Annotated in this window: 19 protein-coding genes; 12 read left to right on the top strand and 7 right to left on the bottom strand. The window is 72.6% G+C overall.

Going from position 1 to position 22,854, the window contains the following annotated elements; genetic code table 11:
- Together ACFWE1_RS15635 and ACFWE1_RS15630 are read left to right on the top strand one after the other, a co-directional pair.
- Window positions 1-1,452 (top strand): APC family permease, encoded by a 1,452-nt coding sequence (locus tag ACFWE1_RS15635; RefSeq protein ID WP_376934330.1) that lies wholly within the window; start codon window positions 1-3, stop codon window positions 1,450-1,452.
- Entirely contained in the window at window positions 1,449-3,179 is a 1,731-nt protein-coding gene (locus ACFWE1_RS15630; RefSeq protein ID WP_376934329.1) for an amidohydrolase, read from the top strand. The genes ACFWE1_RS15635 and ACFWE1_RS15630 overlap by 4 nt, the downstream gene beginning before the upstream one ends.
- Window positions 3,180-3,360: 181 nt before the next feature.
- On the opposite strand, the gene ACFWE1_RS15625 is transcribed toward ACFWE1_RS15630, so the two are convergent.
- Window positions 3,361-3,864: a flavodoxin family protein gene (locus tag ACFWE1_RS15625; protein WP_376934328.1), complete on the bottom strand. Its 504-nt coding sequence runs from the start codon at window positions 3,862-3,864 to the stop codon at window positions 3,361-3,363.
- A gap of 61 nt (window positions 3,865-3,925) precedes the next feature.
- Here ACFWE1_RS15625 and ACFWE1_RS15620 point away from each other — a divergent pair, with 61 nt between their 5' ends.
- The 3 genes from ACFWE1_RS15620 to ACFWE1_RS15610 all read left to right on the top strand — a co-directional run bounded on the left by ACFWE1_RS15620 (window position 3,926) and on the right by ACFWE1_RS15610 (window position 7,285).
- On the top strand, window positions 3,926-4,882 hold the full coding sequence (locus ACFWE1_RS15620) for a DNA-methyltransferase (protein WP_376934327.1): 957 nt from the start codon (window positions 3,926-3,928) through the stop codon (window positions 4,880-4,882).
- Entirely contained in the window at window positions 4,879-5,799 is a 921-nt protein-coding gene (locus ACFWE1_RS15615) for an LLM class F420-dependent oxidoreductase (protein WP_376934326.1), read from the top strand. Before ACFWE1_RS15620 ends, ACFWE1_RS15615 begins: the two co-directional genes overlap by 4 nt.
- Window positions 5,800-6,211: 412 nt before the next feature.
- On the top strand, window positions 6,212-7,285 hold the full coding sequence (locus ACFWE1_RS15610; RefSeq protein ID WP_376934325.1) for a BMP family protein: 1,074 nt from the start codon (window positions 6,212-6,214) through the stop codon (window positions 7,283-7,285).
- A 114-nt stretch (window positions 7,286-7,399) separates the two neighbouring features.
- On the opposite strand, the gene ACFWE1_RS15605 is transcribed toward ACFWE1_RS15610, so the two are convergent.
- A complete protein-coding gene (locus ACFWE1_RS15605) occupies window positions 7,400-8,401 on the bottom strand; it encodes a LacI family DNA-binding transcriptional regulator (RefSeq protein WP_376934324.1) in 1,002 nt (333 codons plus the stop codon).
- 190 nt (window positions 8,402-8,591) lie between these two features.
- On the opposite strand from ACFWE1_RS15605, the gene ACFWE1_RS15600 reads away from it, so the two are divergent.
- The gene (locus tag ACFWE1_RS15600; RefSeq protein WP_376934323.1) at window positions 8,592-9,524 is read left to right on the top strand and encodes a nucleoside hydrolase; all 933 of its coding nucleotides are present in this window, start codon (window positions 8,592-8,594) and stop codon (window positions 9,522-9,524) included.
- A 39-nt stretch (window positions 9,525-9,563) separates the two neighbouring features.
- Here the strand turns inward: ACFWE1_RS15600 and ACFWE1_RS15595 are convergent, their stop codons facing one another.
- Together ACFWE1_RS15595 and ACFWE1_RS15590 are read right to left on the bottom strand one after the other, a co-directional pair.
- The gene (locus ACFWE1_RS15595; protein ID WP_376934322.1) at window positions 9,564-10,595 is read right to left on the bottom strand and encodes a LacI family DNA-binding transcriptional regulator; all 1,032 of its coding nucleotides are present in this window, start codon (window positions 10,593-10,595) and stop codon (window positions 9,564-9,566) included.
- Between the two features lie 98 nt (window positions 10,596-10,693).
- On the bottom strand, window positions 10,694-12,142 hold the full coding sequence (locus ACFWE1_RS15590) for a GH1 family beta-glucosidase (protein WP_376934321.1): 1,449 nt from the start codon (window positions 12,140-12,142) through the stop codon (window positions 10,694-10,696).
- Window positions 12,143-12,314: 172 nt separating this feature from the next.
- On the opposite strand from ACFWE1_RS15590, the gene ACFWE1_RS15585 reads away from it, so the two are divergent.
- Together ACFWE1_RS15585 and ACFWE1_RS15580 are read left to right on the top strand one after the other, a co-directional pair.
- On the top strand, window positions 12,315-13,130 hold the full coding sequence (locus tag ACFWE1_RS15585; RefSeq protein WP_376934320.1) for a M15 family metallopeptidase: 816 nt from the start codon (window positions 12,315-12,317) through the stop codon (window positions 13,128-13,130).
- A gap of 216 nt (window positions 13,131-13,346) precedes the next feature.
- The gene (locus tag ACFWE1_RS15580; protein WP_376934319.1) at window positions 13,347-14,477 is read left to right on the top strand and encodes an amidase domain-containing protein; all 1,131 of its coding nucleotides are present in this window, start codon (window positions 13,347-13,349) and stop codon (window positions 14,475-14,477) included.
- Between the two features lie 5 nt (window positions 14,478-14,482).
- On the opposite strand, the gene pgm is transcribed toward ACFWE1_RS15580, so the two are convergent.
- Both pgm and ACFWE1_RS15570 read right to left on the bottom strand, forming a co-directional pair.
- The gene (gene pgm / locus ACFWE1_RS15575) at window positions 14,483-16,111 is read right to left on the bottom strand and encodes a phosphoglucomutase (alpha-D-glucose-1,6-bisphosphate-dependent) (protein ID WP_376934318.1); all 1,629 of its coding nucleotides are present in this window, start codon (window positions 16,109-16,111) and stop codon (window positions 14,483-14,485) included.
- A gap of 169 nt (window positions 16,112-16,280) precedes the next feature.
- Complete coding sequence (locus ACFWE1_RS15570; protein WP_376934317.1) at window positions 16,281-17,543, bottom strand: DUF445 domain-containing protein; 1,263 nt, start codon at window positions 17,541-17,543, stop codon at window positions 16,281-16,283.
- Window positions 17,544-17,616: 73 nt separating this feature from the next.
- On the opposite strand from ACFWE1_RS15570, the gene pheA reads away from it, so the two are divergent.
- Both pheA and ACFWE1_RS15560 read left to right on the top strand, forming a co-directional pair.
- The gene (pheA, locus tag ACFWE1_RS15565; RefSeq protein WP_376934316.1) at window positions 17,617-18,570 is read left to right on the top strand and encodes a prephenate dehydratase; all 954 of its coding nucleotides are present in this window, start codon (window positions 17,617-17,619) and stop codon (window positions 18,568-18,570) included.
- Between the two features lies 1 nt (window position 18,571).
- Complete coding sequence (locus tag ACFWE1_RS15560; protein WP_376934315.1) at window positions 18,572-19,333, top strand: hypothetical protein; 762 nt, start codon at window positions 18,572-18,574, stop codon at window positions 19,331-19,333.
- On the opposite strand, the gene ACFWE1_RS15555 is transcribed toward ACFWE1_RS15560, so the two are convergent.
- The gene (locus ACFWE1_RS15555; protein WP_376934314.1) at window positions 19,280-20,296 is read right to left on the bottom strand and encodes a diacylglycerol/lipid kinase family protein; all 1,017 of its coding nucleotides are present in this window, start codon (window positions 20,294-20,296) and stop codon (window positions 19,280-19,282) included. The genes ACFWE1_RS15560 and ACFWE1_RS15555 overlap by 54 nt on opposite strands.
- A gap of 100 nt (window positions 20,297-20,396) precedes the next feature.
- On the opposite strand from ACFWE1_RS15555, the gene serS reads away from it, so the two are divergent.
- Both serS and ACFWE1_RS15545 read left to right on the top strand, forming a co-directional pair.
- The gene (serS, locus tag ACFWE1_RS15550) at window positions 20,397-21,665 is read left to right on the top strand and encodes a serine--tRNA ligase (RefSeq protein ID WP_376934313.1); all 1,269 of its coding nucleotides are present in this window, start codon (window positions 20,397-20,399) and stop codon (window positions 21,663-21,665) included.
- Window positions 21,662-22,555, top strand: coding sequence for an HAD family hydrolase (locus ACFWE1_RS15545; protein WP_376934312.1), 894 nt, complete (start codon window positions 21,662-21,664; stop codon window positions 22,553-22,555). The genes serS and ACFWE1_RS15545 overlap by 4 nt, the downstream gene beginning before the upstream one ends.
- The last annotated feature ends 299 nt before the right edge of the window (window positions 22,556-22,854 follow it).

Below are 22,854 nucleotides of genomic sequence, written 5' to 3'. Positions count from 1 at the left end.
ATGACCACCCCCACCCCGGCGGGTCCGCCCGCCCTCGACACCGCCGCCACGACGACGCACGGCGCCCAGCTCTCGCGTTCGCTCGGCGTCGGCGGCAACGTGCTCATCACGCTCTCGGGCATCTCGCCGGCGTCGAGCGTCTTCATCCTGGGCGGCGCCGCCCTCGCCACCTACGGCACCGGCGTCTTCTGGGGCTTCCTCCTCGCGGGCGTGATCAGCCTGCTCGTCGCGTACTGCTACGCCGAACTCGGCTCGAGGCATCCGATCGCCGGAGGCGACTACACCCTCGTGAACCGCGTGCTCGGCCCGGCCGCCGGCGCCGCCGTCTTCTTCATCAACCTGATCACGCTGCCGCTCATCGTCGCGATCTTCGGCATCGGCGTCGCCGACTACCTCGGCGTCGCGATCGCCGGCCTCGATCCCATGTGGACCGCCCTCATCGTGATCGCGCTCGCCACCGTCACCGCGTGCTTCAACATCCGCACGAACGCCTGGGTGACCGGCGCGTTCCTCTTCGTGGAGATGGCGGCGCTCGCCTTCCTCGCCCTGCTCGGCTTCATCCACATCGAGCGCCCCGTCACGGCCCTGCTCGACCCGCAGGCCCTCGACGCCGCCACCGGTGGGCTCGCCCCGCTCGGCATCGCCGGCCTCGTGCTCGCGGTGACGCAGGGCATCTTCTCGTACAACGGCTACGGCGGCGCCATCTACTTCGCCGAGGAGACCCGCAACGCCCGGCGCACCATCGCCCGCGCCGTGCTGTGGTCGGCGCTCATCACGGTCGTCGCCGAGATCGTGCCGCTCTCGGCGATCCTGCTCGGCACCGACTCCCTCGAGGAGCTGTTCGGCGCGGCGCTGCCCGTCGAGTCCTTCCTCACAGCGCGCGCGGGCGAGGCGGTCTCGATCGTCATCCTCGTCGCGATCGCCCTCGCGATCGTGAACGCGATCATCGCGATCGCCCTGCAGTCGGGTCGCCTGCTGTTCGCGGCCGCGCGCGACCAGGCCATGCCGGCCGCCATCGCCCGCCCGCTCGCGACGATCTCGCCGACGACGCGGATGCCGGTGCGCGCGACGATCGTCATGGGCCTTATCGCCCTCGCCGCCTGCTTCGTGCCCTTCGACATCCTGCTGAACGCGACCGGTTCGACCCTCGCCTTCAGCTACGGCTTCATCGCCATCGCGGCCCTCGTCGTCCGCCGCCGCCGTGCCGGCGAGACGGTGCCGAGCGGCGGCTTCCGCATGCCGCTGTGGCCCGCGCCGCCGGTCGTCGCCCTCATCGCGATCGCGACGATCTTCGTGGTCGGCATCCTCGATCCGGCGCAGTGGCTGAGCCTCGGCCTCGCGGCGGGCATCGTCGCCGCGGGATTCCTCTACTACCTGCTCTACCTCCGCAGGCATCCAGGTGCCGCCCACCTGCTCGAGGCCGACGACGACGAACTGGAGCCCGTGAAGTGACCCTCGACACCCTGATCACCGGCGCCCGCGTGCGCACCTTCGACGCCGCGGCGCCCTGGGCGGAGGCGGTCGGCGTCGCCGACGGGCGCATCGCCTACGTCGGGCCTGCCGCTGCGGCGCCGGCGGCGCGCCGCACCGTGCACGCCGAGGGGCGACTCGTGACCCCCGGCGTCATCGACAGCCACAACCACCTGCTGCTCGGCTTCGACGAGGACGCCGTCTCGCTCGAGGGCGCGCACACCCTCGACGAGGTGCGCCGTCGCATCGCGGACTTCGCGGCGCGACGCCCCGAGCTGCCGTGGATCTGCGCCGAGAACGCCGTCTACGCCGTCGTGCAGGGCCGCCGCCCGAACGCGGCCGACCTCGCCGGGCTCGACCCCGCCGGCCGGCCGATGTTCGTCACGACGTACGATCAGCACTCCGTCTGGCTGAACGACGCCGCGCTGCGCGTGCTCGGCATCGCCGCCGGCGGCGAGATCGCGTGGGGCCGGCCGGAGCGCGACCCCGCGACGGGCGAGCCCACCGGGTGGGTCACCGACTTCTACACGAGCGCGATGACGGAGGCCGGCCTCGCCGAGCTGCAGCGCGACATCCCGATGTATTCGCCCGAGCGCCGGTACCGCAAGCTGCAGTCGAGCATGCGGATGGCGACGGCGCTCGGCATCACGACCGTCGTCGAGCCGCAGGTGCCGCTCGCCGAGCTGCCCCTGTTCGAGCGCGCCCTCGCCGAGGGGGTGCTGAGCTCGCGGGTGATCGCGGCGCTGTTCCACCCGGTCGGGGCGGATGGCGCGTTCCGCACGCGGCTCCGGGAGACGATCGACCGCGCGTCGGCCGAGGCGGATGCCGAGGGGCTGCTGCGCCTCGGCCCGATCAAGCTCTACGCCGACGACGTGATCGAGCCGCACACCGCACTCATGCTCGAGGACTACGCGAACCGGCCCGGACGGCGCGGCCGTCCGAGCTACGCCGGCAACGGCGGGCGCGAGCTCGTCGACATCGTGACCGAGCTCGACCGGCTCGGCCTGCAGACCCACACGCACGCGACGGGCGACGGCGGCATCCGGCTCGCCCTCGACGCGATCGAGCAGGCGCAGCGGGTGAACGGCGCGAACGATCGCCGGCACGGTGTCGTGCACGTCGAGTGCCTGCACCCCGACGACCTGCCCCGCTTCGCGGAGCTCGGGGTGACGGCTGCGATGCAGCCCCGGCACTGCTCGCCCGACCTCGTCGCGGGCACCTGGATGGAGAACGTCGGCGAGGCTCGCTGGGATCGCGCGTGGCGGTTCCGCAGTCTCCTCGATTCGGGTGCGACGGTCGCGTTCTCGAGCGACTGGCAGGTGGGCGAGATGGACCCGCTCGTCGGCGTGTTCTCGGCGGCGACGCGCGCCGCGCTCGACGGGACGGATGCCTGGACCGCCGCCGAACGCGTCGGCCTCGACCGCTCGCTCGAGGCGTACACCGTGCACGGGGCGCGGGCCTGGCACCTCGAGGGCTCGCGCGGCCGGCTCGCCGTGGGCATGGACGCCGACCTCGTCGTCTGGTCGGGCGACCTCTACGCGCACGAGCACGACCCGGCGGGGCTCCTCGGCGAGCACGCCGAGGTCACGATGGTCGGCGGGCGAGTGGTGCACTCGCTCGGTGCGGTGGCGGAGGCGGTCGGAGCCGCCGCGGGGGACGACCCGGCGGCCGGGCGCGAGCTCAGCGACGCGCACGCCCACGGGCACTGACGTGGTTCGCTGAGCTCGTCGAAGCGCCTGGTTCGCTGAGCCTGTCGAAGCGCCTGGTCCGCTGAGCTCGTCGAAGCGAACGAGTCGAAGCGTGCCGGGCCTTCGCTTCGACGAGCTCAGCGAACCAGTCGAGCTCAGCGAACCAGACGAGCTCAGCGAACCATGCCTCAGCGAACCGGGCTCAGCGGGCCGCGCCGAGCAGCCCCTCGGCCCAGGCGGCGGCGCGCTCGAGCTCGCCGTCGCGGAGCGGCCCGGCGGTCGGCCCCACCCGGAACGACGCCGGCTCGCCGATCGTGCGGAAGCCGAGCCCGTCGAGCCGGCGCCGCACCCGATGCGAGGGGGCGCCCGCCGTGCCCGGGGCCTGCCGCACGTCGAACGTCGCCGCGAACGGCGCGGGATCGGTGCGCACCGTCGCGAGCTCGGCGAGCCACTCGCGGATCCCCGCGCGGCTCGCGGCCGAGGCATCCGCCCCCTGGGCCCGCGCCGCCCGGCGCGAGAGCCGGCTCGGCAGCGCGAAGCCGTGCGTCGGTGAACCGACGATGACGAGTTCCGCATCGCCGACGTCGGGGCGGGTGTCGGCAAGCTCCAGGCGCACCGCGCCGGTGGGCGTGAGCGCCCGCGCCATCGCGGCCGCCACCGCGGCGGTGTTGCCGAACATGGATTCGTAGACGACGAGCGTGCGCATCCTGGCCTCCCGCGGGCATCGTAGCGGCCGCACGCCTTCGCCTGCTGGCAGACTGGAACGCGTGGCCGCCGCCGAACCGAACCGCGTCATCCACGCCGACAACCTCGACGTGCTGCCGACGCTGCCCGACGGCCGCTTCACGATGATCTACCTCGACCCGCCGTTCAACACCGGCCGGCCGCAGGAGCGGCGCACGACGAGCCACGTGCGCATCGTCGAGCCGGAGCTCGAGCCCGACGAGGCATCCGAGGACCCCGACCCCGATGCCGGCCCGCGCCCCGCTCCCGCGACGGTCCGCGGCTTCGCCGGCCAGCGCTACGAACGGGTGCGCGGCGATCTGCTGCGCTACGACGACCGCTTCGAGGACTACTGGGCGTTCCTCGAGCCGAGGCTGCTCGAGGCGTGGCGGCTGCTCGCCGACGACGGCACCCTCTACCTGCACCTCGACTACCGCGAGGCGCACTACGCGAAGGTGCTGCTCGACGCGCTCTTCGGGCGCGAGTGCTTCCTCAACGAGATCATCTGGGCCTACGACTACGGCGCGAAGACGAAGCGCCGCTGGCCGACGAAGCACGACACGATCCTCGTCTACGTGAAGGATCCGGACCGCTACTGGTTCGACTCGGCCGAGGTCGACCGCGAGCCGTACATGGCGCCCGGGCTCGTCACGCCCGAGAAGGCGGCCGCCGGCAAGCTGCCCACCGACGTCTGGTGGCACACGATCGTCTCGCCGACCGGGCGCGAGAAGACGGGCTATCCGACGCAGAAGCCCGAGGGGGTGCTGCGCCGCATCGTGCAGGCCTCCACCCGCGAGGGCGACTGGGTGCTCGACTTCTTCGCCGGCTCCGGCACGACGGGCGCAGTCGCCGCGGCCCTCGGCCGGCGCTTCGTGCTCGTCGACGAGCATCCCGACGCCGTCGCCGTGATGCGAGCTCGCCTCGGCGAGGTGCCCGGCACGGTCTTCGAAAGCAGTGCCACCGCGCCGGCCACGGCGCTCGACGCGAAGGAGCGCGCATGAAGTTCCGGATCTTCACCGAACCGCAGATGGGGGCGAGCTACGAGCAGCAGCTCGCGATGGCGCTCGCCGCGGAGCGGCTCGGCTTCGACGCGTTCTTCCGCAGCGATCACCTGCTCACGATGGGCGGCGACGGGATGCCGGGGCCGACCGACTCCTGGGTGACGCTCGGGGCGCTCGCGCGCGAGACGTCGACGATCCGGCTTGGCACGCTCGTCACGAGCGTGACCTTCCGGCATCCGGGGCTCACCGCGATCCAGGTCGCGCAGGTCGACGCGATGAGCGGCGGCCGGGTCGAGTTCGGGCTGGGCACGGGATGGTTCGCCGCGGAGCATTCGGCGTACGGCATCCCGTTCCCGGCGCAGCGCTTCGGCCTGCTCGAGGAGCAGCTCGAGATCATCACCGGGCTGTGGTCGACGCCCGTCGGCGGGCGCTTCTCGTTCGAGGGCGACCACTACACGCTCCAGGACTCCCCGGCGCTGCCGAAGCCCGTGCAGGACCCGGTGCCGATCATCGTCGGCGGCACCGGCCCGAGCCGCACGCCGGCGCTCGCCGCGCGCTTCGCGCACGAGTACAACGTGCCGTTCAGCACCGACCAGGAGATCGCCGAGGCCTTCGGGCGCGTGCGCCGGGCGGCGGAGGAGTTCGGCCGCGAGCCGGGTTCGCTCGTCTACTCGGCGGCCCTCACGACGACGGTGGGGGAGACGGATGCCGCCTACCGGCGCCGTGCCGCGGCCATCGACCACGACCCGGCGGAGCTCGCCCGGGACGGCATCGGCGGCACCGTCGCCCAGGTCGTCGACCGCATCGGCGGGCTCGCGGAGCTCGGCGTCGAGACGCTCTACCTGCAGGTGCTCGACTTCGACGACCTCGAGGTGCTGGAGCTGCTCGCCGCCGAGGTCGTGCCCGCCTTCCGCTGAGCGCCGGCCGAGGCATCCTGCGCCCGCCCTCCCGCCGCTCCCTCTCCTCCCTCGCATGAAGTCAGTATTTGCGGGTCCCCGCGCCGCCTGACCCGCAAATACTGACCACACGGGTGGGGTGAAGGTGAGGTGCCGGCCCCGATTCCCTTCGGCATCCCGCATGAAGTCGGTATTTGCGGGGCCCCGCGCCGCCGGACCTGCAAATGCTGACCACACGGGTGGGATGGCGTACGGGTGGGCGGGAGCGAGGGAGCTGCGGGAGGGATGGCGCGGCGGCGGATGGCCCGCGGTCCTCTTGCGGCGCAGAGCCGCAGCAGTATCATGGTGCCACGCGATGCGTAATCGATTGCGCAACTTTTGCTGACGCATCCGTCCTTGCATCCCCCCTGCCTCGCCAGACGAAGGAGTACCCGTGAGACAGCACCGCACCCGGACCGCCGTCGCGCTCGCCGCCATCGGCGGCCTCGCGACCGCCCTGACCGCCTGCTCGGCGCCCCCGGCCGAGAGCGGCGACGCCGCCGCGACCACCGACTTCCTCGCCTGTATGGTCTCCGACTTCGGCGGCTTCGACGACCGCGGCTTCAACCAGGCCGTGCTCGCCGCGCTCGACACCGCCGAGGAGAAGTACGGCGTTGAGACGCTGCGCCTCGAGTCCACGACGGAGAACGACTACGCGCCGAACCTCGCCCAGTCCGTCGACCAGGGCTGCGACTTCACCGTCACGGTCGGCTTCTCGCTCGCCGAAGCCACGAAGGCCGCGGCCGAGCAGAACCCCGATTCGCGGTTCGCGATCATCGACGACTCCTCGATCGAGCTGCCGAACGTCAAGCCGGTCGTCTTCGACACGGCGCAGGCCTCGTTCCTCGCGGGCTACCTCGCGGCGGGCTACTCGAAGACGGGCACGGTCGCGGTCTTCGGCGGCCAGCCGTTCCCGCCGGTGCTGCTGTTCATGGACGGCTTCTCCGACGGCGTCGACCGCTACAACGCCGACGCCGGCACCGACGTGAAGCTGCTCGGCTGGAACAAGGCGGCCCAGGACGGCACCTTCGCCGGCACCTTCACCGACATCGCCGCGGGCAAGACGCTGACCCAGACGTTCATCGACCAGGGCGCCGACGTCATCATGCCCGTCGCCGGCTCGCTCTACCTCGGCAGCGGCGAGGCGGCGCACGAGGCGCCGGGCGACGTCGTGCTCGTCGGCGTCGACAACGACGTGGTCGAGCTCTCGCCCGACCTCGCCGACGTCATGCTGACCTCGGTCATGAAGCAGATGGCCGACGCGGTCGTCGAGCTCATCGGGCAGGCCGTCGAGGACGAGTTCGACAACAGCCCGTACATCGGCGAGCTCGCCAACGACGGGGTCGCGATCGCGCCCTTCCACGAGTACGAGGACTCGGTGAGCCCCGAGCTCGCGGCGGCCGTCGACGCCATCCGGGAGCAGATCATCTCGGGCGAGATCGTGGTCGAGTCGGTCAACGCGCCGTAGCGAGCGAGCGTAACCGGATCATCCGGAACGGCGGATGCCGCGGGGCCCGAGGCGCCCCGCGGCATCCGTGCGTCGGCGCGCGCGCCCCGGCGCCGCCGCTCGGCGGGCATGCGCTCAGCGCGTGGTCGAACCGCCCACGAGCAGGGTCGGCGCGACCCGGCTGCTGCGCACCGGAGCCGTCGAGCCGGCGACGCGCGACAGCAGGAAGCCGATGGCGTCGGCCGCGACCGCCTCGATCGGCTGCACGACGGTCGTGAGCGTCGGCGCCAGCACCTGCGAGAGCTCGGTGCCGTCGAAGCCGGTGACGAGCAGATCGCGCGGCACCTCGACGCCGTGCTCGCGGAGCCGGCCGATGAGGCCGAGCGCGATGAGGTCGGAGGCGGCGATGACGGCGTCGGGCAGCTCGCCGCGGGCGACGAGCGCGTCGGCGGCCGCGGCGCCGGTAGCGAGGCTGAAGTCGCCCCGGAACGGCTCGCCCACCGCGACGGTGTCGCGGTCGACGGTGCGGTCGAAGGCGTTCCAGCGCTCGACGCCACTGGAGGTGACGTCGTCGGCGCCGACGTAGACGAGCGAGCGGGCGCCGCGCTCGTGCACGTGCTCGAGGGCGAGGCCGAGGCCGATCTCGTTGTCGACGCCCACGTAGTCGGCGAGCGAGACGCCCGCCGAGCGGTCGATCTGCACGAGCGGGATCTCGGCGCCCACGGCGCGCAGGGCGCCCGCGGAGCGTTGCCGGTGCGAGGGCACGATGACGATCCCGTCGACCTTGCGGTCGCCGAAGACGGTGAGGCGGCGCGACTCCTCGGCGAGCTCGCCGTGCGAGTCGGCGAGCAGCAGCTCGAAGCCGGCGCGGTGCAGCTCGTGCTCGACCGCGTCGACGAGCTGGGCGAAGTAGGGGTTGCCGATGACCGGGACGATCATCCCGACGATGCGGGTGGAGCCCTCGCGGAGCGCCCGGGCGATCGGGTCGACCCGGTAGCCGAGCTCGGCGGCGACGGCGCGGACCTTGGCGACGGTGTCGGCGGCCACGCGGTTCTTGCCGGAGAGCGCCCGCGACGCGGTCGCGACGGACACGCCGGCGGCGTCGGCGACCTCCTGCAGGGTCACGGCGTGCGGCATCGACTGCTCCGGTCTTGCGCACCCGGGCGGGCGCATCGCTCCCACTGTACGGGGTTTCCGGGGCCTCGCGGGGGAGGGGCTTGACAAAATCGACGCCGCAGAGTGCAATCGATTACGCAAAGCTTGTACAGTCTGGCACGGATGCCGCCACGGCATCCCGCGCCCTGCGCCCGAGACCACCGGAGCGGCCATGACCACCCCCATCATCCTCGACTGCGACCCCGGCCACGACGACGTGTTCGCCATCTGGCTGGCTGCGGGCGACCCCGCGATCGAGCTCCGGGCGATCACGACCGTCGGCGGCAACGGCCGCCTCGAGCACACCACGCTGAACGCCCGCATCGCCTGCACCGTCGCCGGCATCGAGGGCGTGCCGATCGCGGCCGGTGCCGCCGGTCCGCTCGCAGGCGAGCTGCACCCGGCCGACTGGATCCACGGCGACAACGCCCTCGGCGGGCCGGTGCTGCCCGAGCCGACCGTGCCGCTCGACGAGCGCGACGCGATCACGCTCATGCGCGACGTCATCGAGGCCTCCGCCGAGCCCGTCACGATCGTCGCGACCGGCCCGCTCACGAACGTCGCCGTGCTGCTGCGCGACCACGCCGAGCTGGCCCCGCGGATCGCCCGCATCGTCTGGATGGGCGGCTCGACGACCCGCGGCAACGTCACCCCGTACGCCGAGTTCAACGCCTGGACCGACCCCGAGGCGATCAAGATCGCGCTCGACAGCGGCGTCGACTTCAACATGGTCGGCCTGAACATCTCGCACCAGGCGCTCATCACCCGCGAGGTGCGCGACCGCCTGTCTGCGATCGGCACCCCGCTCTCGGCGTTCGGCGTCGAGCTGCTCGAGTTCTTCTGCTCCACCTACGAGCGCGCCGAGCGGATGCCCGACGGGCCGCTGCACGACCCGATCACCGTCGCCCTGCTCGCCGACCCGGCGGTCGCGACGACGGTGCGCACCCGCATCGATGTCGAGCTCGACGGCACCGAGACCCGCGGCGCGACGAGCACGGACCTCATCGACATCCTCGGCCGCGAGCACAACGCGACCGTCGCGCTCGACCTCGACGTCGACCGCTTCTGGGGGCTCATCGAGCGCTCGCTCCGCGCGCTCGGCTGAGACGGGTTCGGGTGGCACACGACCGGCCCGCCTCGACCGCTACGCCGAGTCGCGCAGCACGAGGCGGGTCGGCAGGATCGTCTGCCGCGGAACCGTCTCGTCGCCCTCGATCAGGCGGATGAGCAGCTCGGCCATGAGCCGGCCCTGCTCGGCTGAGGGCTGGGCGACCGTGGTGAGCGGCACCCCGGCGCGCAGCGCCGCAGGACTGTCGTCGAAGCCGACGATCGCGACGTCCGCCGGCGCGGTGAGCCCGCGCTCGGCGAGCACGGCGAGTGCGCCCGTCGCCATCAGGTCGCTCGCGACGAACAGGGCGTCGACGCCGAGCGGGCGCCCGTCGCGGCCGTCGCCGACCCGGTCGAGCAATCGCCGGGTCGCAGCGGTCGCGCCCTCGGCGGTGAAGTCGCCCGTCTCGACGAGGTCGGCGGGCAGGCCGGCCGCCTCGACCGCGCGGCGGAATCCCTCGAGCCGGTCGATGCCGGCGGGCATGTCGAGGGGGCCCGAGATCGTGCCGATCCGGCGCCGGCCGATCTCGATCAGGCGTTCGGTGCCGCGCACGGCGGCCTCGACGTTGTCGACGTCGACGACGTACGCATCGATGCCAGCCGGCGGGCGGCCGCCGTACACGAGCGGGACCGCCGCGCGCTCGAACAGCTCGTCGCCCGCGTGGTGCGAGATGACGATCGCCCCGTCGACGACGCCCGACTCGAGGTAGCCGCGGGTCTTGCGCTGCGGATCCGCCGAGGCCACGAGCAGGTTCAGCACGTACTCGCTGTCGTCGATGCGGTCCATGATGCCCTGCACGACCGCCGCGAAGTAGGGGTCGCCGAAGAAGACGGTGACGTCCTCCGGCACGATCAGGGCGATGGCGCTCGAGGAGCGGCGGGCCAGCGAACGGGCCGCCCGGTTCGGCACGTAGCGGAGCTCGGCGACGGCCGCGTTCACGGCGGTCACGACCTCGGGGCTCACCTTCGGCGAACCGTTCACGACGCGACTGACCGTCGCGCGCGAGACGCCGGCGCGTCGCGCGACCATCTCGAGGGTGGGCGCTCCGCCCGCGGCATCCTTCGCCATGCGGCAAGTCTAGGTCGCGCGCGCCGCGCGTCTCGGAGAGCCGCTTCTCGAGTTGCCCGACTTTCATGAAAGTCGGGCAAGTCGAGATGGGGGCGGGGTCAGAGGGCGCGGTCGCGGATGACCCGCTGGTACGTGCGCCCGCTCCGCTTCACCGTGCGCTCCTGCGTGTCGTAGTCGACGCGCACGATGCCGAAGCGCTTCTCGTAGCCCCAGGCCCACTCGAAGTTGTCGAGCAGTGACCAGTAGAAGTAGCCGTGCACGGGCGTGCCCTCGTCGATCGCGTCGAGGATCGCGCCGAGGTGCAGCTCCAGGAACTCGGCGCGCTCGACGTCGGGCACTTCGCCGTCGGCCTCGACGTCGTCGTCGTACGCGGCGCCGTTCTCGGTGACGTACAGGCGGATGCCTCGCTCGCCGGTGTACTCGCGGTGCACGCGGGTGAGCAGCTCGGTGAGGCCCGCCGGCTGTACCTCCCACTCCATCGCCGTGAGCGGCAGCCCCTGCGGGTGCCAGAAGACGCCGTCGCCGTTCGGGAACGGCGAGCGGGTCTCGCGGGCGGTGGGCGCCTGGGCGAGCAGCGGATGCTCCGCCGGCCGGTCGCTCAGGAGCTCGCCGTGGTAGTAGTTCACGCCGAGGGTGTCGATCGGGGCGCTGATGGTCCGGAGGTCGCCGTCCTGAACCGCCTCCTCGAGCACGTGCCCGAGCTCGATCTCGGCGAGGTCGGCGAGGAAGTCCGCGGGGTACTCGCCGCGCAGGATCGGGTCGAGGAACACCCGGTTGAAGCCCGCGTCGATGCGGCGCGCGGCATCCACGTCGCCCGGTCGCTCGGGGTCGACGGGCTTCGCGACGGTCAGGTTCAGCGTGATGCCGAGGTCGAGCGAGGCATCCCGCTCCCGAAGCGCCTCAATCGTGAGCCCGTGACCGAGCATGAGGTGGTGCGCGGCGCGCAGGCCGTCCGCCTTCGAGAAGCGGCCCGGCGCGTGCGCGCCCGCCGTGTAGCTCAGGAAGGAGGAGCACCACGGCTCGTTGAGCGTCGTCCAGACGTCGACCCGGTCGCCGAGCGCGTCGTGCACGCTGAGGGCGTAGTCGCGGAAGCGCGAGGCGGTGTCGCGGTTCGTCCAGCCGCCCTGCTCCTCGAGCGACTGCGGCAGGTCCCAGTGGTAGAGGGTGAGCCAGGGCTTGATGCCGGCGCCGAGCAGCTCGTCGACGAGCCGCGAGTAGAAGTCAATGCCCTCGGGGTTCACCGGGCCGCCGTCGGGGCGGACGCGCGACCAGGAGGTCGAGAAGCGGTAGGTCTGCAGGCCGAGCTCGCGCATGAGCGCGACGTCCTCGGGCATGCGGTGGTAGTGGTCGCAGGCCACGTCGCCGGTGTCGCCGTTGATGACCGCGCCGGGCACTCGGCAGAAGGCATCCCAGATCGACGCCGTGCGCCCGCCCTCGAAGGCCGCGCCCTCGATCTGGAACGCCGCGGTCGCGGCACCGAAGAGGAAGGAATCGGGGAAGGCGCGCCGCGGCTCGCCCGGGCGGGAGGCTTCCGTCGCATCGGTCATGGGCGTTCCTCCGGAGGGTCGGTGTCGTCGTCGTGCGGGCCCGTGTTCCCCGCGCTGCTGCGCATCGGGCCTCGGCGCTGCGACTCTAGGCGGGCCGCTCCGCGCTGTCAAGAGAGCGCTCTCACGCTCGGATTCCCAGGGACTCCCATTCGGCCGGACGTACACTCGGAGGGTGTCTGAGAGCTCCCCCCGCCCAGTCGTCAGCGAGGCGGTGCACCGCCGCCGCATGATCGTCGCGCTCGCCCTCACCGCGGCGCTGATCGGGATCGCCGCGTTCGTCGTCGGCGCCGCCTCCGGGGCACCCGCCGGTGCGTCGCCGAGCGGGGCGAAGGGCGCGGCGAGCGAGACCCCCACTCCGCGGCCGACGCCGGAGACCGCGCCCCCGGCGCAGTCCGTGCCCGTCTTCGACATGACCGCGCACTCGATCGACGACCCCGACAGCATCTGGGTCGTCGTCGACAAGCTGCGCCCCCTCGACCCGCAGGACTACGAGCCCGCCGACCTCGTCGAGGTGCCCGTCGCGCACACCTGGGAGCCGCTCATGCGGCAGGAGGCCTCCGACGCCATCGTCGAGATGTTCGACGCCGCTTCGAGCGAAGCCGGCCTGGCGCTCGCCTCGAACAGCGCCTACCGCTCGTACTCCACGCAGGAAGAGATCTACGACGGCGACGACACGCTCACCGCACGGCCCGGGTACAGCGAGCACCAGACCGGCCTCGTCATGGACATCGGCGCCGAGTCGGGGGACTGCTCGCTCGACGCGTGCTTCGGCGACACCGACGAGGGCATCTGGCTGCGCGACAACGCGTACCGCTTCGGATTCATCCTGCGGTACCCCGCCGACAAGATGGAGGTGACCGGCTACGAGTACGAGCCGTGGCACTTCCGCTACGTCGGCGTCGACCTCTCGACCGAGATGCACGAGCGCGGCATCACGACGCTCGAGGAGTTCTTCGGCCTCCCCGCCGCCCCCGAGTACGAGGAGTAGCCCGGCCGGGGCCAGCGGAGGAGATTCGCGCCGGGGGAGGAGTGGATGCCTCGAGGCATCCTCCCGATGCGACGATCTCCTCCCGCGGGGTGAATGGGCGGGGCGTGGCCCGGTGACCGCGCTCTCACGGGGCTCCCAGGATTCGGGAAGAATCCTCACAAAAACGCATGATGGGGTGTCCAGGTTCCGTTTCCCCCAACCCGGACTCCTGACTCAGTGCCTGACATTTCCCCCGACACCCCTGCCCGCCGCCCGAAGCACCGCGCCGCCCCGAGCGGCACCCGCGCCCCGAGCGGCACCCGCGCCGCCAATGGCACCCGCCGCCCGGGCGCCCGAGGCATCCGCCGGGTCGCTGCCCTCTCCGCAGCCAGCGCGATCCTCGGCGTGACCGCCTTCGGCGCCGTGTCCGCTGCCGGCGCCGACGGCGCGCCCGCCCCCGCCTCGCTCGCCGCCGAAGCCGCGCCGCACGTCGCGAGCGGCGACGAGCTCACCGTGACCCCCGGCGGCTCCACCGTCTCGCAGGTCGAGCAGGCCCCCGTCGTCACGAGCGGCCTCTCCGTCGCGGCGGCGCCCTTCACCGGCGGCACCCAGGTCACGGTGCAGGGCGAGTCGCTCGACGAGGTCGCCGCGGTGCAGGTGGGCGGCACCGCCGCGACGATCGTCTCCGCCGAGGAGGACCAGCTCACCTTCGCCGTGCCCGCCGTCGCCGAGACTGCGCTCGGCTCGGTCGCGGTCACCATGACCGAGGCCGACGGCACCGCGGTCGCCGCGGAGACCCCCGCTTCGCCTGCGACCGCCTCCTTCACGGCGGCGCATCCGCTCGTCGCGGCCGCCTCGCCGGTCGCCGTGCCGAGCGAGCTCAGCCTCACCTACACGAGCGACCCGCGAATCGACGCGCAGCTCGGCTACGTGCTCGCGTACTGGAGCGACTACAACACCGACGCCTACACGGTGATCTCGGGCAACGACTGCGCCAACTTCACGAGCCAGTCGCTCATCGCCCGCGGCTGGACGATGGACGGCGGCTGGTACTACGACGCCGGGACGGGCGCGATGTCGGCGAGCTGGTCGAGCTCGACGGCGATGCGCGACTGGCTGCTCGGCCGACCCGACCTCGCGACCCCGCTCGACGACTCGCAGCGCGCGCAGGTCAAGGTGGGCGACATCGCCCAGTTCGACTGGGATGCCTCGGGCGACCGCGACCACACGGCGATCGTCACCCGGGTCGAGCACAGCGACGCCGGCACCCGCATCTGGGTCGGCGGGCACACGAAGGACGCCGACTACTGGGACGTCGACGAGGCGATCGCCGGCGGCGGCACCGTCAGCTACTTCTCGGTGAAGTAACCGAGCTACCCGCCGAGCGCCTCGCCGACGATGCGCTGCGCCTCCGCCTGCACCAGCCGCAGGTGTTCAGGCCCGCGGAACGACTCCGCGTACACCTTGTACACGTCCTCGGTGCCGCTCGGCCTGGCCGCGAACCACGCGTCCTCGGTCACGACCTTGACCCCGCCGATCGCGGCGTCGTTGCCCGGCGCGCGCGACAGCTTCGCGGTGATCGGCTCGCCCGCGAGCTCGCTTGCCGCGATCGCGTCGCCGTCGAGCCGGCCGAGGGCGGTCTTCTGCTCGGGGGTGGCGGCGGCATCCGTCCGCTCGTACGCGGGGTCGCCGAAGCGCTCGACCAGGCCGCGGTAGAGCTCGGACGGGGACTTCCCGGTGACCGCGCGGATCTCCGCGGCCAGCAGGCACAGCAGGATGCCGTCCTTGTCGGTCGTCCACACCGAGCCGTCGAAGCGGAGGAAGGATGCCCCGGCGCTCTCCTCGCCGCCGAAGCCCACCGAGCCGTCGATGAGACCGGGCACGAACCACTTGAAGCCGACCGGCACCTCCCAGAGCCGCCGGCCGAGCGACGCCGCGACCCGGTCGATCATCGAGCTCGAGACGAGCGTTTTGCCGATCGCGGCATCCGCCGGCCACTCGGGCCGGTGCGCGAAGAGGTACTCGATCGCGACCGCGAGGTAGTGGTTCGGGTTCATCAGCCCGCCGTCGGGGGTGACGATGCCGTGCCGGTCGGCGTCGGCGTCGTTGCCGGTGAGCAGGTCGAAGTCGCCGGCCTTCGCGACGACGGAGGCCATCGCGTTCGGGCTCGACGGGTCCATGCGGATCTTGCCGTCCCAGTCGAGGGTCATGAACGACCAGGCGGGGTCGACGAGCTCGTTCACGACGGTGAGGTCGAGCCCGTAGCGGTCGCGGATGGCCGCCCAATAGTTGACCGAGGCGCCGCCGAGCGGGTCGGCGCCGATGCGGATGCCGGACTCGCGGATGGCGTCGAAGTCGATGATGCTCGCGAGGTCCTCGACGTAGGCGCTGCGGAAGTCGTACGTCTCGACCGCGCTCGGCTCGGCCTGCTTGACCTCGGCCAGGCCGCCCTCGATGAGCTCGTTCGCGCGGTTCGCGATCCAGCTCGTCGCGTCGCTGTCGGCGGGGCCGCCGTGCGGCGGGTTGTACTTGAAGCCGCCGTCCTGCGGCGGGTTGTGCGAGGGGGTGATGACGATGCCGTCGGCCTCGCCCTCGGCGCGGCGGGCGGGGTCGGCGTTCCACGCGATGATCGCGCGGGACAGTGCGGGCGTCGGCACGTAGTCGTCGAACTCGTCGACGAGCACGCGCACCTGATTGCCGACGAGCACGTCGAGCGCGGTGGTCTGCGCGGGGGCCGAGAGGGCGTGCGTGTCGGCGCCGATGAAGAGGGGACCGGTGATGCCCTGCGCCGTGCGGTACTCGACGATCGCCTGCGTGATCGCGAGGATGTGGGTCTCATTGAAGCTCGACGTCAGGCTCGAGCCGCGATGCCCCGAGGTACCGAACGCGACGCGCTGCGCCGGAACCGACACGTCGGGCGTCAGCTCGTAGTAGGCCCGGACCAGGGCGTCGACGTCGATCAGATCGGCCTCGAGGGCCGGTGTTCCCGCTCGCTCGTGCATGCGCCTAGTCTTCCACTCCGCCCTGTTCCGCTGAGGGGGGTTGCCCAACTTCCATGAAAGTTGGGCAAGTCTCGTCACCTCGAGCCGGGGTTGCCCGACTTTCATGAAAGTTGGGCAAGTCGGAGCAGTGCTCGCGGTCGGAGCGGCGGGTGCAGTCGGAGCGGCGCAGTCAGAGGAGGGCGTGCAGGGCGGTGGCGACGCTGAAGATCGCGAGGCCGGCGAGCGCGCCGACGACGGTGCCGTTGATGCGGATGAACTGCAGGTCCCGGCCGACCTGCAGCTCGAGCTTCTCGGTCGTCTCCCGGGGGTCCCAGCGCTCCACGGTCTCGGTGATGACGCCCGCGATGTCCGAGCGGTAGTTCCGCACCACGTAGGCCGCGGCATCCGTCAGCCAGCCGTCGACCTTCGCCTGCAGCCCCTCGTCGGCGGCGAGGCGCGCGCCGAGCTCGACGAGGGCGAGCCGGAGGCCTCGCCGCAGTTCGCTCTCCGGATCCGCGAGCGCCGCCGTCAGCGAGTTCTTCACCGCCGCCCAGGCCTCGCCCGCGAACTCGCGCACCCGCGGGCTGTCGAACAACTCCGTCTTCAGCCGCTCGACCTTGCCGATCGTCGCCGGGTCGTGCTGGAGGCTCTCGGCGAGGTCGCCCAGGTACCGGTCGATCGCGAGCCGCAGCGGGTGCGCGTCGTCGGCGCGCACGGCCCGCACGAAGGCGAGCACCTCGCGGTAGGCGCGGTCGTCGACGAAGCGGTCGACGAGCTTCGGCACCCAGCGCGGCAGCCGGTCGCTGACCATGCTCCCGAACGCCTCCGGGTGCGCGTCGAGCCATCCCTCCGCGCGTGCGAGCAGCGCGTCGATCGCCGGGCGCTGCTGGTCCGCCGCGACGAGCCGGGCACCGACCCGGCCGATCGCGGGCGCCCACTCGGGTTCCAGCAGGTGGCGCCGGGCGAGCTGCTCGAGCAGCTGCTCCACGTCGTCGTCGCCGAGCAGTTCGAGCAGCGCATTCGCGGCGACGGATGCCTCGGCGGCCAGCCGCTCGGCGTGCGCCGGTTCGCGCAACCACTCGCCGGCACGCCGGGCGGGCTCGACCGAGCGCAGCTTGCCGAGCACCACCTCGTCCGAGAGGAACTCGTGCTCGACGAAGGCGCCGAGGCTCGCGCCGATCTCGTCCTTGCGGGTCGGGATGATCGCCGTGTGCGGGATCGGCAGGCCGAGCGGCCGGCGGAACAGCGCCGTCACCGCGAACCAGTCGGCGATCGCGCCGACCATCGCCCCCTCGGCGGCGGCGCGCACGTAGCCGAGCCAGGGCAGGCGGTCCTGCAGGGCGAAGGACACGGCGAAGACGACCGCGGCGATGACGAGGAGCGCCGTCGCGATCGTCTTCATCCGGCGGAGCGCGGCGCGGCGCTCCGCGTCGCTCGGAACGACCCGTTGCATGCCTCGCAGTATTTCAGGGAAGGCCGGCGGACGCGCGACGGGATGCCGCCCGGCGCTCGACTAGGCTCGCGGCATGACGGACGCGCCGGCCCCCACCCCCAGTTACTCCTACCTGGGCCCGGCCGGCACGTTCACCGAGGCGGCGCTGAAGCAGGTCCCCGAGGCGCAGGGCACGAACTGGCGGCCGGTCAACAACGTCGGGGAGGCGCTCGCCGATGTCGTGGCAGGCCGGTCCGTCGCCGCCATGATCGCGATCGAGAACTCGGTCGACGGCGGCGTCAGCGCCACCCAGGACGCCCTCGCCACGGTGCCCGGCCTCCGCATCATCGGCGAGTACCTCGTGCCGGTGAACTTCGTGCTCGTCGCCCGGCGTGGCACCGCGCTCGCCGAGGTGCGCATCGTGAACGCCCACCCGGTCGCCTACGGCCAGTCGCGCGGATGGCTCGAGCAGCACCTGCCCGAGCACGGCCACATCCCGGCGACGAGCAACGTGCAGGCCGCCGCGAGCCTCTTCGAGGAGGGCGACCGCGCCGACGCGGCCGTCGCCCCGCCCGGCATCGTCGAACTCCTCGACGTCGACGTGCTCGCCAGCGACATCGGCGACAACCCCAACGCGGTCACCCGCTTCGTGCTCGTCGGCCGCTCGCGCGAACTGCCGGCGCCCACCGGCGCCGACAAGACGAGCGTCATCGTGGAGCTGCCCGACGACGAGCCCGGCGCGCTGCTCGCGATGCTCGAGCAGTTCTCGACCCGGGGCGTGAACCTCTCGCTCATCCAGTCCCGCCCGATCGGCGACGCCCTCGGCCGCTACCGCTTCGTGATCGACCTCGAGGGGCACGTGCGCGACGAGCGGGTGGCCGATGCCCTGCTGGGTCTGCGGCGGTTTTCACCCAACGTGATCTTTCTCGGCTCCTACCCGCGGGCGGACCGGCGCGAGATCCAGTACCACTCCAAGTACGACGACGGCGTCTTCGTCGAGGCGCGCGACTGGCTGCGCGGCATCCTCTCCGGGGAGCCGGAGGCCTGAGATGACCGAGCTCGACCCGCGGTTCGATGCGCGCTTTCAGCGCGGCTACGTGCCCGGGCCGGGCGAGGAGCAACCGCGGGCGGATGCCTCGCAGGGCACGCCGACCGTGCAGCGGTCGGCGGTCGCGCCCACCGACCGGATCCCCTCCGCCGAGCAGGACGCGGCGATCGAGAGCGCGGAGGCCCGACGGACGTCGCTGAGCTGGCTCGCCGGCGCCTACGGATTCTGCGCACTCCTCGTGCTGTTCGGGGCCTGGTGGCTGTGGGCCGGGGTCGCGGACGAGACCAACTTCCGCGGTCCCTTCTTCCAGAACCCTTGGAGCGAACTGCGATGGTGGCTCGCGCCGGCGCTGCTCGAGGTCGGCGCCGGCGGGGCGGTGCTGCTCGCCGTGGCGCTCGGGCTGTTGCGGGCGCGTCGCGGAGTCCGGCTCCGGGCGAATCCCTGCGTGGTGGGGCTCGGGGCCGCCGTGCTGGTGGCGGCGGGGCTCGTGATCTGGGCCGGCTCCGGCGCGACCTCCCAGCTCTCCGGTGACCCGGGGCTGTGGAGCGACGCCCAACGCCTGGACGCCGCCCTCGCCCAGTTGCGGCCGTATCTCGCGACGCCGGCCGCGCGGGCCGGTGCGCTCGCGGTGCTCGGCATCCTCGTCATCGGTGCCGCGTCCGCGATCGCGAGCCGCGCCGAGCCGGCCGAACCGCCCGCGGCTCCCGCCTCAGCGGGGGACGCGGATGGTGAGCGCGGCGGGGTCGACCCGGAAGCGCGCTGAGACGATCTCGCCGAACTCGTCGCCGTCGATCTCGAACTCCTGCGGCTCGCCGTCGATGTCGATCTCGACCGATCGGCCGCGCGAGTAGGCGACGGCGCGGTGCCGGTCGCCGCCGGTGAGGTCCATGAGCTGGCGGCCGAAGGCGCTCTTGCGCAGCACCCGGTTCTCCCAGGCGACGGTGCGCCACACGAACAGCCAGCCGAAGAGGTTGCGCGGCTGCAGGCGCACGACGTCGAGGCGGCCGTCGTCGATCTCGGCGTCGGGGACGAGCTCGATGTTGCCGGGCAGGTAGCCGAGGTTCGCGACGAGGATGCTCGACACCCGCGAGCGGTGGTGGCGACCGGCATCCATCCGGAACGTGATGCGGAACGGCTGGGACGCCGGCAGCGAGCGCAGCCCCGCGTCGACGTAGGCGAGCCAGCCGACGCGCTTCTTCAGCTCGGGGTTGGTGTTCGAGATCATGGCCGCGTCGATGCCGATGCCGGCCATGACGAGCGAGGTGTGCGACTCCTGGGCGCCGCTCGGGCGCACGACGTCGGCGACGAGCACGTCGACGGTGCGGTCGGCGCCGGAGAAGGCGAGCACCACGGCGTCGTCGGGATCATTGACCGGCACGTCGATGTTGCGCGCGAACAGGTTGCCGGTGCCGAGCGGCACGATGCCCATCGGCACGCCGCTGCCGCTGAGGCCCGCCGCGACCGAGCGCACGGTGCCGTCGCCGCCCGCGGCGATCACGAGATCGACGCCCGCCTCGAGCGCCTCGAGCGCCATGCCCTTGCCGGGGTCGTCCTCGAGCGTGTCGATCCAGAGCGAGGGCGCGAAGCCCTGCCGCTCCTCGGCGCGCTCGACGGCGGCGCGCAGCGCGTCGAGGCCCTGCTTGGTCGGGTTGCTGATCACGGCGGCGCGCGGGCGCGCAGCCTGATCGTCGGTCGCCGGGCCGCCGGCGGTCGTTTCGCTCGCCACACGCCAACGGTACGGCATCGCCGGGGGCGGATCCGGGAGCCCGGCGCCGGGCCCGTCGGCGGGGCGGGCCCGTGTGGGCGGTCCCGGCTAGACTTGCGGGGTGATCGATCCCGTGCTGCTCCGCGAAAACCCCGAGCTGGTCAAGCGTTCGCAGGAGCTGCGCGGGGAGTCTCCCGAGCTGGTCGACGAGGCCGTCGCCGCCGACGCCGCGCGCCGCACCGCCATCACCGCGTTCGAGACGCTCCGCGCCGAGCAGAACGCCTTCGGCAAGCAGGTCGCGAAGGCGCCGAAGGAGCAGAAGGCTGAACTCGTCGCCCAGGCGCAGCGCCTCGCGCAGGCGGTGAAAGACGCGAACCACGCCGCGAACGAGGCCGACGCCGCCTTCCAGGCCGTCGTGCAGCGCATCGGCAACGTCGTGCTCGACGGCGTGCCCGCCGGCGGCGAAGACGACTACGTGGTGCTGCGCGAGGTCGGGCAGGTGCCGGCCTTCGACTTCGAGCCGCGCGACCACCTCGAGCTCGGCGAGCTGCTCGACGCCATCGACATGGCGCGCGGGGCGAAGGTGTCCGGGGCGCGCTTCGACTACCTGAAGGGCGTCGGCGCCCGCCTCGAGCTCGGCCTCATGAACATGGGGCTCGACCGGGCCATCCGGGCCGGGTTCGTGCCGCTCATCACGCCGACGCTCGTGAAGCCCGAGATCATGCAGGGCACCGGCTTCCTCGGCGCCCACGCCGACGAGATTTACTACCTGCCCGACGACGAGCTCTACCTGACCGGCACGAGCGAGGTCGCGCTCGCCGGCTACCACCAGGGTGAGATCCTCGACGTCTCCGAGGGCCCGATCCGCTACGCCGGCTGGTCGACGTGCTACCGCCGCGAGGCGGGCTCGCACGGCAAGGACACCCGCGGCATCATCCGGGTGCACCAGTTCAACAAGCTCGAGATGTTCAGCTACATCGACCCCGCCGACGCCGAGGCCGAGCACGAGCGCCTGCTCGCCTGGCAGGAGGGCATGCTGCAAGACCTGGGCCTCGCCTACCGGGTGATCGACACCGCGGCCGGCGACCTCGGCTCGAGCGCGGCCCGCAAGTACGACGTCGAGGCCTGGGTGCCGACGCAGGGCGCGTACCGCGAGCTCACCTCCACCTCGAACTGCACGACCTTCCAGGCGCGTCGCCTCGACATCCGCCACCGCACCGAGAGCGGCAAGACGGCGCCCGTCGCGACCCTCAACGGCACGCTCGCGACGACCCGCTGGATCGTCGCGATCCTCGAGACGCACCAACAGGCCGACGGCTCGGTCGTGGTGCCCGAGGCCCTGCGCGGCTACCTTGGCGGCCTCGAGGTGCTGGAGCCGGTGCGGCGATGAGCGATCGTCGCGAGCCCCGGGTGCGCACCATCGTCGAGCAGACGGCGGATGCCTCGGCGGGCTCGCGCCCGTCGTCGCAGGCGCTCGCCGATGAGCACCGCTGGTTCGTCGCCCTCGACGTCGACGGCACCGTCATGCACGAAGACGAGTCGATCGACCACGCCGTCGCCGAGGCCGTCACCGCCGCCGTCGCGCGCGGGCACCACGTGACGCTCGCGACCGGGCGCTCCTGGTCGACGACCGGGCCGGTGCTGCGCTCCCTCGGCCTCGAGCCCGAGTACGTCGTCTGCGCGAACGGCGCGGTCACCATGCGCCGCGACGACACCGCCGAAGACGGGTACCGCCGTGAGTTCGTCGAGGTCTTCGACCCGACCGCGGTGCTCGAGCGCATCCGCGCAGTGCTGCCGTCGGGCGAGTTCATGATCGAGCTCGGCGACGGCTACCGCCTCTACACGGCCGGCATGACCGAATGGAACCTCGACCGCGCCCGCGAGGTGCCGTTCGACGAGCTGTTCGGTCAGCAGGCCACGCGCGTCGTCGTGCGCAGCCGCCAGCACGGCCTCGAGGAGTTCTTCGAGATCGTCGACCGCATGGGACTGCACCACGTGAGCTACGCCATCGGCTGGACCGCCTGGCTCGACATCGCCCCCGACGGGGTCAACAAGGCGACCGCGCTCGAGCGCGTGCGCGGCTGGATCGACCACCCCCTCGACCGGGTGCTCGCCGTCGGCGACGGCCGCAACGACATCGAGATGTTCCGCTGGGCGGGCTCCGCCGGCCGGGCGGTCGCGATGGGCCAGGCGCCCGACGAGGTGCGCGAGGTCGCGAGCGAGGTCACGGGCGCGATCCATGAGGCCGGCCTCGCGGCCGTGCTGCACTCGCTGCCCTGAGTCGAGCGCGCTGAGTCGAGCGCCCTGAGTCGAACGCGCTGAGTCGAGCCCGCTGAACCGAGCGTGCTGCCGCCGCCGACTCGCGCCCCTGAGCGCCGGGTGGTGGCCGGGGCATCCCGCTATCCTGTCGCTGCGACGGCCATCGACCTGGCCGGTCCGGGGGAGCGCACGCCATGGCGGCACGGCACGGCAGACAGCGGCGCCCGAGCGCGTGGCGCGCGCTCGGGAAGGGGCTCGCCGCGAGCGTCGCGGTGCTGCTCGTCTCGACGCTCGGCATCGCCGCGTACGCCGTCGCCGAC

Source organism: Agromyces sp. NPDC060279 (assembly GCF_042726785.1).
Classification (GTDB): Bacteria; Actinomycetota; Actinomycetes; order Actinomycetales; family Microbacteriaceae; genus Agromyces.
This window is presented reverse-complemented; position numbering and strand designations above follow the sequence as displayed.

Bases quoted from the DNA above. Each gene is read 5' to 3' on its own strand.
- ACFWE1_RS15605 (WP_376934324.1), bottom strand. From the start codon at position 8,401: ATGCCGCACGCCGTGACCCTGCAGGAGGTCGCCGACGCCGCCGGCGTG.
- pheA (WP_376934316.1), top strand. From the start codon at position 17,617: ATGACGGACGCGCCGGCCCCCACCCCCAGTTACTCCTACCTGGGCCCG.
- ACFWE1_RS15615 (WP_376934326.1), top strand. From the start codon at position 4,879: ATGAAGTTCCGGATCTTCACCGAACCGCAGATGGGGGCGAGCTACGAG.
- ACFWE1_RS15600 (WP_376934323.1), top strand. From the start codon at position 8,592: ATGACCACCCCCATCATCCTCGACTGCGACCCCGGCCACGACGACGTG.
- ACFWE1_RS15595 (WP_376934322.1), bottom strand. From the start codon at position 10,595: ATGGCGAAGGATGCCGCGGGCGGAGCGCCCACCCTCGAGATGGTCGCG.
- ACFWE1_RS15625 (WP_376934328.1), bottom strand. From the start codon at position 3,864: ATGCGCACGCTCGTCGTCTACGAATCCATGTTCGGCAACACCGCCGCG.
- ACFWE1_RS15560 (WP_376934315.1), top strand. From the start codon at position 18,572: ATGACCGAGCTCGACCCGCGGTTCGATGCGCGCTTTCAGCGCGGCTAC.
- ACFWE1_RS15635 (WP_376934330.1), top strand. From the start codon at position 1: ATGACCACCCCCACCCCGGCGGGTCCGCCCGCCCTCGACACCGCCGCC.
- pgm (WP_376934318.1), bottom strand. From the start codon at position 16,111: ATGCACGAGCGAGCGGGAACACCGGCCCTCGAGGCCGATCTGATCGAC.
- ACFWE1_RS15545 (WP_376934312.1), top strand. From the start codon at position 21,662: ATGAGCGATCGTCGCGAGCCCCGGGTGCGCACCATCGTCGAGCAGACG.
- ACFWE1_RS15570 (WP_376934317.1), bottom strand. From the start codon at position 17,543: ATGCAACGGGTCGTTCCGAGCGACGCGGAGCGCCGCGCCGCGCTCCGC.
- ACFWE1_RS15590 (WP_376934321.1), bottom strand. From the start codon at position 12,142: ATGACCGATGCGACGGAAGCCTCCCGCCCGGGCGAGCCGCGGCGCGCC.